Annotated in this window: 9 protein-coding genes; 2 read left to right on the top strand and 7 right to left on the bottom strand. The window is 60.7% G+C overall.

The features are described from left to right. The first annotated feature begins 48 nt into the window (after positions 1-48). Positions 49-1,431 carry a hypothetical protein gene (locus tag AX685_RS12195; protein WP_197418596.1) on the top strand — a complete coding sequence of 461 codons (1,383 nt, stop codon included), beginning with the start codon at positions 49-51 and terminating at the stop codon, positions 1,429-1,431. A gap of 11 nt (positions 1,432-1,442) precedes the next feature. On the opposite strand, the gene AX685_RS12190 is transcribed toward AX685_RS12195, so the two are convergent. Beyond that, positions 1,443-3,296, bottom strand: coding sequence for a type II toxin-antitoxin system HipA family toxin (locus AX685_RS12190; protein ID WP_066489062.1), 1,854 nt, complete (start codon positions 3,294-3,296; stop codon positions 1,443-1,445). A 750-nt stretch (positions 3,297-4,046) separates the two neighbouring features. Then, positions 4,047-5,216, bottom strand: a complete 1,170-nt coding sequence (locus AX685_RS12185) for a cytochrome P450 (RefSeq protein WP_197418116.1) — start codon at positions 5,214-5,216, stop codon at positions 4,047-4,049. A 76-nt stretch (positions 5,217-5,292) separates the two neighbouring features. Between AX685_RS12185 and AX685_RS12180 the strand changes: the two genes are divergently transcribed. Then, a complete protein-coding gene (locus AX685_RS12180; RefSeq protein ID WP_128082253.1) occupies positions 5,293-5,835 on the top strand; it encodes a TetR/AcrR family transcriptional regulator in 543 nt (180 codons plus the stop codon). Positions 5,836-5,939: 104 nt separating this feature from the next. Here AX685_RS12180 and AX685_RS12175 read toward each other — a convergent pair whose 3' ends face one another. The 5 genes from AX685_RS12175 to AX685_RS12170 form a co-directional block, all read right to left on the bottom strand. Continuing rightward, positions 5,940-6,998 (bottom strand): alpha/beta fold hydrolase, encoded by a 1,059-nt coding sequence (locus AX685_RS12175; RefSeq protein ID WP_082731227.1) that lies wholly within the window; start codon positions 6,996-6,998, stop codon positions 5,940-5,942. Continuing rightward, a complete protein-coding gene (locus tag AX685_RS21060; RefSeq protein WP_082731228.1) occupies positions 6,995-7,633 on the bottom strand; it encodes an RNA polymerase sigma factor in 639 nt (212 codons plus the stop codon). Before AX685_RS21060 ends, AX685_RS12175 begins: the two co-directional genes overlap by 4 nt. Before the next feature lie 136 nt (positions 7,634-7,769). After that, positions 7,770-7,940 carry a hypothetical protein gene (locus AX685_RS21655; protein WP_156442277.1) on the bottom strand — a complete coding sequence of 57 codons (171 nt, stop codon included), beginning with the start codon at positions 7,938-7,940 and terminating at the stop codon, positions 7,770-7,772. Positions 7,941-8,048: 108 nt separating this feature from the next. After that, entirely contained in the window at positions 8,049-9,029 is a 981-nt protein-coding gene (locus tag AX685_RS21055) for an MlaD family protein (protein WP_082731229.1), read from the bottom strand. A 71-nt stretch (positions 9,030-9,100) separates the two neighbouring features. Further along, positions 9,101-10,568: ABC1 kinase family protein (locus AX685_RS12170; RefSeq protein WP_066489055.1), on the bottom strand; the 1,468-nt coding region annotated here is incomplete at its 5' end.

Genomic DNA, 10,568 nt, shown 5'->3' with positions numbered 1-10,568 from the left:
AACGGGGTCCCTTTTGGACGCCGATAGGGGGTCCTTTTTGGACGCCGATTGACACACCTGGTCTATCCCTCGCCGACCTTGGCGCGCATTGCCGACCCTCTTGCGATCTTTGGAGCGTCAAACGAAACCCTGTCGGTCGAAGCCATGCGTAAAGCCGTCGCCGACCGCTTGCGCGAGAGCGTCGCCGCGCTCGCCGAGCGGTCAGGCGACACCGCAGATGGCCGCGATTGGGAATGGGCTGCCCCGGCCGTCATCGACGCCATGGCGAAAGCCAGCTCCGTCGCCTGGGTCAACTCGCCTTACGGCTTCGCCCTCCTCGGCAACGAAGAGGGTTTCAAGGAGCATGTCGCCGAACTGCGGACTGTGACAACCGAACGCACCTTTGGACCCGTACCGGACACGCTGATTGACCTTCTGGTCGATGTTGCTCTCGGCAGCCCCGCAGTCTGTGCGCTGCGCGCCCTGCACCGGATCGCACCCGATCTCGCTTGGGACGATCATCGACTGCTGAAGGCAGCGAACCAGATCTCTTGGGGATTCCGCACGCTTTTCAACCAGCACGACGCCGTCGCCCTCCTCCGCAAGGACGACGATGACCGCTATTGGCGCCAAGTGCTCACCTACGGCGTTGAGCATAACCTTCAGGCCGTTCTCGACGAGTACGTCCACTATCTGCTCGACGCCGAGGGCTTGGGCGCCAAGCCAGCCGTCGATCGTATCGCTGGGATCAGCAAGGCGATCTCGGAGGCGTTGGCCATTCGCCCCTCGCAGATCGATGTCGAGGATCCAACGGTCGACGGTAAGAAGCTGGTGATCAACAAGTTCCAGATGCGCGGGCGCTTCGCCATGCGCCTGGCCGACTACAAAGACGAGGAAGGCGGGGCCGCACGCCTCTCCAGCGTTCGCGATGCCTTCAACTCACCGTTCCGACCCTTCGCGCTGGCCACGACCTCCGTCGGACAGGAAGGCCTCGACTTTCACCCTTATTGCTATCGGCTCTATCACTGGAACTTGCCCGGAAATCCCGTCGATCTCGAGCAGCGCGAGGGGCGTGTCCACCGCTTCAAGGGTCACGCAATCCGCCTAAATCTGGCGCATCGGCAGGTCGACGTGGTGCGTGGGCGCGAGAGAGATCACGATGATCCCTGGCAGATCATGTTCGACGCAGCTCGCGCCGAGACCGAAAATGACTCTGACCTCATTCCCTACTGGATTTACGAAGGGCCGGTGAAGGTCGAACGCCGCGTGCCCATGCTCCCGTTCAGCCGCGAGGTCCGACGACTCGAGTGGCTCAAACGAAGCCTGACCGTCTATCGCCTCGCGTTCGGACAACCGCGTCAGGAAGACCTGCTGGAGTATCTTCACAGCCTCATGGGAACCGCCATGGCGGCAGAAGATCTCGCCGACCTGCAAATCCGGCTCCAACCGTGACGTCGCGCCGCTCAGTCGCCTTCAACGGCAAGTGCCTTGCAGCGCTCCCCGACCAAGGCGATCACCTTCTCCTGCGCTGTCTTGGCGGCCTCAGCCTCGGCCGCGAAGGCAGGTAGCTGAAGCCCCTGCGCCCGGTCGGCCACACGCGCGGTCAAGTCCGCAATCGCAGTCTCGGCATCTCCGGCGGATACGCCGATTGTCCGCGCCAGCGCGAGGAAGTCCTGGGGCGTCAGACGGTCATCCTTGCCGTTGAGCTTGAGCGCCATGCGATCGCCCCCCAAACCCGGGAAGACGCGCGTGGTGACGGCGTCGTAGAGCGGCGCGAAGCGCACGCTCGTGAAGGCCTTGGCATCCACCTCGGCGACTTTGAGCACAGCGAGGTTCTTGAGATGCATATCGCCATCGGCGATGAGCCAGGCGAACACGGCCCGGCGGAACAGGATATCGAGATCGCTGGCCGGATCGGTCGACAGCGGTCGTAGGCCGCGCGCCATCCGCTCGATCGTTCCGTCGTATTTGGCGGATGCTGGAAGGTCCAAAATGGAGCAAAAGTCCTCCATCGCCAGACGCCGCTGATCCGCTGGCGCGCGACGAATATCGAACCGCTCGACGACCAGTGCAGGCGACATGCCGTCGGGCATCTCCAGCAGCGCGGCGTCGGGCACATCGAACCCGGCCGAGCGGCCAAGCTCCAGGCAAAGCCACTCGACGACCGGTAACATCTCGAAGCCCGCCGTGCCGGCGGGCTTGAGGATATGGGTGAACGGCTGATCGATGGCCGGAACGAGGGCGCCATCAGGCATCAGGCTCATCGGCGCCTTGATCTGGACGCCCGACAGGCGCGGCGTTTCCGCGCGCGCGAAGATGCGCGCCAGGTTCTGCTCGAAGGTCTCCTCGATCTCGCCCCGGGCCGGACCGGCGTAGCGGCCCGTGAAGCGACCGGTGTCGATGTATCCAGCCAGTGTTGTCGTGAGAATGTCAGCAGGCAGCGCCGCCAGTTCTTCTCGACCCTCGACGATGACGATGTTCGACATATATCGCCGTCCGCGCCGGAGCGCCTCGCGTTCATCGCGTTCGTGGAGAACCTGCGCCAGCCAGCCCTCAGGAAGCAGCGATTCAATGAAGGCCGGCAGCTTGCCCGGCGTGGTTTCGCGCACGAGGGCCGGTCCCGCTCGACGCCCCGGCTTCCAGCGCCATTCAAATCCATCGTGGGTCAGCCGGCCGAGCGGCTCACCGTGCCAGGCGACGAGGAGATCGAGCGCTGCCTTGTTGACCGGCGCCTTGGCAACGCCCGGCTGAGCTAGCAGAAAGCGTTCGGCACCTTCGCCTTCGCGATACCATTCGTTCTCGCGCGCCAGCACCCAGACGGCGTCGGCTGCGGCTTGGGGCGTCCCATGTTCCTCCACCAGACGCGCCGCCATCTGCGCGCGCATGTCGGCGGTAGCCGCGCTCGCATGTTCGCTGCGCAGGCGGAACGCTTCGAGAAAGCGCTGGCGCGGCGATGAGGCGTCGACGCGCAATTCGCCCAGGTCGTCGCCAATGACCGCCATCGCCGTCGATGGATGCTTCGGCGCTTCGTTCTGGATGATCTCAAGCGTCCGCAACCGCGTGCGCTGGTTGCGGCGGCCGCTGATGAACAGCCGCCCGTCGGGCGTCGGGGCGAGCAGCGCCGCACTCGCCGACGACAGATAGGCGTTGGGATAGAGATAGTGCGCAATCCGGACCGCATGACCGAGGATCGTCGCCTCGATATCCCCTTGGTGATCGACGTAAACCCCGCGGACGAGTTGGATCAACTCACCGGCCTTCGCGCGCTGATGCGCGCGCTTGGCGTCAATTGTCTCACCGACCAAATGAAGAGCCATAGGATTATCTCGCGTCTCAGATGCGCGTTAATCCCACCATCCGGTTTCGCGTGCAAGAATTATCTCTCATCTGAGATGCGAGATAATCCGACGTGTAGAGCTATTGGCGCGCGCCGACCCTGAATGATCGGCGCGATCCAGAACAGTCATGCCGCGAACGGCGCGCAGCCAGCCCTATGACGACTGGCCTAGCGGGCTCCGAGCGGGTTCGCCGATCCCCGCCACGGGCCTTGATCCGTCTCTCGCGGCGGCTTCTCCGATGGTCCCAGCGTTTCTGGGTCCCGGTCCCCAAGCTTACGTTGACAAGGCGTTATCGATTGATCGCGCGAGATGGCCTGCATGATGGCTCGCAAATTCCCAGAAACTCCGGACGCCGCCCCGACAGAGATCCCTCGATCTCGGGCTTCGCGAGCTAGCGCTCGCTAAGGCCGGAATCAAAAAGAATACCAGAATGGCTTTTCAATAGAATGCCTGAGACTGGTTATACAATATCTCTTTCCAACGGTATTTTCCGGACAAATCTCGCGACGCATTTCTTTCGGATGGCCGCAGATAGTGCCAATCAGGAGTCGACAGCCATTACCAAGTAAATAGCAATAGCATTTGACAAGAAAGGCCTTTGCCGATGCTTCTATTTATATGAAATTACTAACGTCACGTGATTACGGCCGATCCCGTTTTGCAAGAAGGCCGCTCACCAGAGCGAATTGACGAGGAAGGCAATTCCCAAGATGTAATAAGCCAAGGAACTCAAAATGATCGGGAAGCAATGCGAAGGCGACAATCGCGAAGTTCATACCCTGTGATCAACGCGTTCCAGTTGATCTTCGGCGGTGCTTCCAGCGTTAAGTCCGCAATGCGCAGCAGGCGATCGAGAAAGATTGCGGTTTCGAGAATTGCGATGCTCGCGCCAGGGCATCGATGGGAACCATCACCGAACGCAAGCCCCGCGCTACCGACGCGCGCTGCCAAGGCGCGATCAGGATCGACTGCATGCGGACACGCGCCCACCGCCGCGACATCAGCGTTCGCCTGGCGGATATCGATTTTGAAAATCTGGCCGGTATTTGGATTCCGTCGCGAAAGCTCCCCGACGACCGGTTCGAGCCTAAGGATCTCTTCCAAGATGGCGATCCGCCCGGTCTCATCTGTGGCAAGGAAGCGTGTCCGAAGCTCCTCGCGCTCGAGCAAATGCCATCCCGCCATCGTGATAAATTCGCGTGTCGTCACCATGCCGGCTGCAGCGTAGGTCACGCACTCGGTAAGGATCGCGCGATCCGAATAGCCTTCGGCGATCAAATGCGAGATCACGTCTTCGCGCGGGGCACGGCGACGCGCGAGAACCGCTGGGAACACGTCTCGAACGTAAAAATTAAGCATGTGGATCTGAGCCCGCGCGAAGCGTGGCAGATCGAGGATCGACTTGCCGAGCGCGACATTGCCAGCCTGAAAAAAGCGTTCGAGCCGACGCGCCATCCCGGTGCGATTACTATCGGTAACACCGACAACCTCGGCCGCAACGGACACCGCCAGCCGCATGCTCATGTCGTCAAGCTTTGCGTGGCCGCGACGCTGCATGTCGCCGATTAACGCATCGGATTCACGTTCGATAATCGCACGGTAGCTGGTGTCGACGGTTTTGGGGGTGAAGAACCGAGCGGTCGCAGCACGCTGACGGCGATGGCGCTCACCGTGCTGGAAAATGATTGGCGCAAAGCGCTCGTCGCTGAACCTTGCCATCAGATCAGCGCGGAAACTGGCCTGATGCAGCTCATCGTCCCGGAGTAGCGCGCGTGCTTCTGAAAAAGACTGGACTGGGCAACCGCGACCCATGGGCTGCGATGGAATGCTTTTTCGATCGTCACGGAGATCGTCGACCCCGCTGGACGGTTCGCGCGATAGCGTGGAATACGAACTCATCGCTTTGCTCCTTTACTCCAAGGTCCGCTATATATGATCTACTGTGGCTCATAAAAGGGGTAATAGCGAAAAGGGCGTGGACGCTCGTGTCACGCGAACCCGTTCGCTGCTGCGCGACGCGATGCTGGCGCTGTTGCAAGACGGCGACGCGCATTCGATCACTGCGCAACGTATCGTCGCCCAGGCCGGAGTCGGCTACGCGACCTTCTTTCGCCATTATCCCGGCGTCGACATGCTGTTGCTCGACGTGGCGGACGAGTTGATGGGACGGTTGGTTAAGCAGGTGGCCCCGGCTCTCGTACGTGGAGATGTGGGAAACGCCGTGCGATCGGTCGTGGAGTTCGTCGATCTCCATCGGCACGCGTCTGCAGCTCTGCTGGTTGGCGGTGGCGATGCAGTGCGACAGGAAGTGACGGCTCGCGCCATTCGATACGCAGAGGGGCTCGATCTTCCGTTTGATTCATCCGTGCCTCGCGGACTCGCTGTTCGGGTCGTAGTGGGCGGAATAATCACCATTTTAAGCTGGTGGTTGACGGAAGGACTCACCAGTTCAGCCGATGACGTGAGCAGCTTGATCGAACGGTTGACGATACGCGCCCTTGTGACGGCGCAGACGTAACACCGGAGTACAGGTCGGTGTGCTCCCTAGGTTGGTCGAATGCGGTGCTAAAAGCTTCCTAAAACCCTGCTCGGACGCGGCGGATAGCTTGGTATCAAACCGGTCTAATTGCGCTCGATGCTCCAGCCCGCCAGCAACGCGCGCAAGGCGGCGACGAACGCCAGCGGCTGATCCAGCATCAGATGGTGCCGAGCTTCGGGTACAGCGATGATCGGAATATCGATACCGCCGAGCTCGCGCACGTAATCACTGGAATCGTTTGTAAAAAGGAGGCTTTGCTCGCCGTGTACTATCGCCTTGCGGCCTGGTGCCTCGACCAGCGTTCTGCCCATTTCAAGCCATTCGCTGGGCACATTATCCCGCTTGAACACTGATGGCGAAAACTTCCAGGTCCACGCTTCGCCTTCGCGTCGAAGTGAGTGATAGGCCATGTAATCCATCAGGAACGCCTCACCAACGGGCTGTGGCGGAGATAGAACGTACCGCTCGCGCGCGCTGGCGTAATCGGGGTAGCGCTTATGCGGGCGATCGGGGTCGCCTGATCCCGGGCCGGTGCGGCCGCCGCCCCAAACGGCGTCAAAGCTGGACGGACGCAGCACCATCAGATCGCAAATCACCGTACCGGCAAAGGCATCCGGCGCCAGCGTGATCGCCTGGAGCGCGACTGCCGCGCCAAAGCTGTGTGCGACGATGATCGGCTTGTGCTCGTGGCCAAAAAGTCCAAGGGCCTCCGCGACCCCGATCATCTCCCGTCCTCGCGCGACCATGTCACAATTCTCGCGAACGTCGCTGTCGCCCATTCCTGAATGGTCGTAGGCGATCACATGGTAATTTTCAGCTAGGTAAGGCGCGACGAACGCCAGGCACCGTGCATGAGAGAGAAAGCCGTGGGTCATCAGTAAAGGAGGCGCGGAACGATCTCCCCAGCGGAAGTAATGCATTCTCACACCAGAGACCTCGACGAAGCCTTCCTCCCGCGGCACGGATAGCGCGTCGACAAACCAATCGGGCAGGTATGCAGGGTCTGGCGCCCACGTCTGTACGATATCGGACGGGATTTCACGCATGGTGTTCCAGTGCCTTTCTTTGACTGAATCAATTATGTGGCCTTGATCCGGCGTGACGCGATTGAAACCGAACTGTCCAGGCTGCGGCGTATTCATCCTATTGTTCTCGAACCGGATCTTTTCCAGTTTCGGTATATTTTCGCATCGCTTGTTTCAGGAGCTTCGCACGCGGGCGCGGGGAGCATTGGTAGCTGGACCGGGAGAGGCGGATCGGTTTCAAAGCCGTCAACGAGCACCCGACGGGCTCGCGATACGCGACTTTTAACGGTGCCAAGCGGTACGCCGAGACGATCCGCGGCTTCCTCGAATGTCAGCCCGTCTCGTGTCACCAGCTCGAAGGCTACGCGTTGTCCATCAGAAAGCGACGACACGGCTTGGTTGAGTTCACTGGAGAAAATCCCTTCGTCCTGCGTGGCAGGGGCAATTAAAAGACGTTCTGCGATTGCCGGATCCCACGATACCGAGCGCCGATCCTTTCGCTTCCCAGACAGGAAGCTGTTCCGTGCGATCCGCATAAGCCAAGCCTTAAGGTTCGTCCCGATCTCGAAACGCTCTCGCGCGGCCCAGGCGCGCACCAATGTATCCTGAACGAGGTCATCGGTATCTGCCTCGTTACGCGTCAGTCGACGCGCATAAATCCGCAGGTTTGGCATCACCCTGCGCACAGCATGGCTAAAACCGCGCTGGCTTATAAACGGATCAGTCTGCTCAATGGCGGCGGGAAGTGTCATCCTCGTCACCTTTGCAGAATATGCAAATTGGATGAGAAGACCGCTCCAACCACGAAAGCCGACGCGATCCCATTATTCTGTGGCCTTTTAGAGGAGGTCGGACTGGGCAAACGCATCGACGCGGGATGCCGTCGAGTCAGCCTTTGGTCGATATTTGAGCCACGCCGCCAATCCCACTCAACGCTGTGATCGCAGCGTCGAATTGTATCGCCGGTAGCGTGAATCCGAACGCATCGGCTTCCGCAAGGAGGACGAGCAGCGCAGCGATGAGTGTCGCCGCTTTGTCTTTTGGGTCGGTATTCGGCATCGATCACTCCGATGGTTGCTGCCGTTGTTCGGGAATAGCACCTTCTCGCATCGATCCCGGGTCGAACCACTCGCCAGCAAAACCGTGCCGGGGATCGGCACACGCTGTTCATGGCTTCGATCCATTTTTCGCCGCAGGAGTCTCGATCTCGCTTGGTTGACCAGCAGGCGAGGGTTTGAAATCAGGCAATTTGGTCGATCCCAAGCCCCCCTGTTCGATTCTCTTGGCGACATCGCCGGCACGACCGACTGGTCCCCGGAGCGATCGAACGGTCTCAGTGACCTGGCGGGCATCCGCTTCCAACTGCCTCATCCGAGGTCGTGCGCGCGAAACCGACTGCCCAAAAGACACGGCTGATTTGTCAGCCGAGTCCAGCGACCTAGAAATACGCTCACGAAATCCTCCTCGTGACGCTTCAATGCGTCGGCGAAGTCTCGTTGCACCATCCCCTGTATTGGCGATCTGCTTTGCAAAAGCATCGAGCCTGTCCGTCTGTGGCAACCGTCCCGCCACTTGACCGACTTTGCCAGTCCAGCTCTGCGAGTTGCGCGCGAGTTCGTCGAGACGCTTCTCTATCGAACGCAAACCAACGGGATCGAGCTTTTTAGACACACTTTCAGCGTTCGACGAAACCTTCGCAATGAGGTCTGCTGGACCACCGCCGCCCAAGAGTCCTCCGCCCTTTGCTGGTACGATCGGGAACTGCTGCCCCTCTCGGGCCGCGAGCACCGGGTTGCGATTGTTGTCGCCGCTCAGGCTCAGTTTTGCCGATCCATCAAATAACGACCGTTCGATCGATGCTGTCACACCTCGATGAAGAATCGTGTCACTGGTCAGCACGAACCGCACGGTCACGAAATCTGGATTTTTGGGCTGAACCTTGATCTCAGTTATGCGACCGATGGCAACGCCGAGAAGGTTCACGGCCGACCCCGGTTGCAGGCCATCGACGGATTGTTCAAATCGTATCTCGTACGTCGGCCCCTTGGCATCGCTCGCCTGGAGAAGCCACAAAGCGAATCCGATCGCAGTGACCATGAGCAGGCCCACGATCAGGCTCACCTTCAACCAGTTTGAATGCGTTTCCATCGGGAGCTAGGAATCCCGAGACCTGTCGCGCCAGGCGCGATGCTTTGCGGTCAGCTCTGCGTGCGCCGCGCTCATCGCCGCCTCACACCTTCCAAAACGGCCAGTGCAACAGCGCCGAAAGCCAACAGTCCCGCCAGGAGAGGCTGCGAGGAAAACACTATCGCGGCGCAGATCGCGAGGGTGGCAGGATAGAGCTGCGGAGTACCCCTGCCGGCACGCTCTCTTCCGCGTAGACGCTCAAGGTCCTTGGGCGCGATACTGACGGTGATCGAGCCGGTTCGCGCAACCTTCTCGATCTGTCCGACGAGGTTCGGCGTTGACAGAACCGCTCGTCCGAGCGCTGCGAGCAGCTTGCCCGCCTCGCCGCGCAGCCGGGCAGGGCTCGCCCGCTCCCGCATCATTTCCTTTGCTATGGGAGCAAGCTCGCGAGCAATGTCGAATGCCGGATCGATGCGCCGGACGAACCCCTCGGCGGTCAGCAAGGTCCGGAGCACCAAAGCGAGGTCAGGCGGAAGCGCGAGATGAAAGTCGCGCAGAATCGCGAATACCATCTGAAAAATGTCGGCGAGGTCAATCTGATCGAGCAGGACGTTGCTGAAGCGGTCGATCAGCTCTGCCATTGCCTCTTCGAGCCGGACCCGGTCCACGTCCGGATCACCAGCCCAGAGCATAAGGATATCGACGACACCGCCGGTGTCTTCCGAAGCGATCGCGAGGCCAAGCCGAACAAGTTCCTCCCGGCGTCTCGGCAGGAGGGTGCCCACGGCCCCGAAATCGATCAGGCCAAGCGTCCCGTCTTCAAGAAAGAAGACGTTGCCGGGATGCGGATCGGCGTGGAAGTGACCGTTGATGATGATCATGCGCAGGATCGCCTGCGCATAGGTGCTGGCGAGCGCAGCCAGATCGAGATCGCTTCGGCGTGCCGCCTCCAGATCGCTTGCGGGAAATCCGCGGAGCCGCTCCTGGATGTTCACTCGCCTGCCCGAAAGCTCCCAATCGAAGCGTGCCGTCCGAACCCCGAAGTCCTTGAGGTATTCACCAATCGCGTCGCTGGCGCGCGCTTCTGCGCTGAGGTCCATCTCCCGGGCGAGGCTCTCGGCGAAATGGCGCAGCAGTTCGTCCGGCTTCAGTCTCGCAATCTCGGGGATACGGCGCTCCGCGACCCGGGCCAGTCTTCGCAGTAGCCGGAGATCGGCATCGACGATCCGCTCGATGCCTGGGCGGCGAATCTTAACGATAACGTCCCGCCCGTCGAGCAGCGTCGCCGCATGCGCCTGAGCGATCGAGCCTGCCGCAAGCGCTTCGGTGTCAAAGTGGCTGAAACTTGTTTCGATTGGGCCGCCGATCGCTTCCTCGATCAGCGGTTGCACGGCCGCGAATGGAAGCGGAGGAACGCGGTCCTGCAGTTTTGAAAGTGCATCGACCCATGCCGGCTCCAGAAGGTCGCTTCGCATCGCAAGGATCTGTCCGAATTTGACCGCGACAGGACCGATATCCCGCAAAAGCGCGACAATCGCTTCCGGCCGGGTATCTTCAAGC

It is taken from the genome of Sphingomonas sp. CCH9-F2 (assembly GCF_001556735.1).
GTDB lineage: Bacteria > Pseudomonadota > Alphaproteobacteria > Sphingomonadales > Sphingomonadaceae > Sphingomonas > Sphingomonas ginsenosidimutans.
The sequence above is the reverse complement of the archived record's forward strand: the minus strand, read 5'-3'. Positions and strand labels throughout refer to the sequence as shown.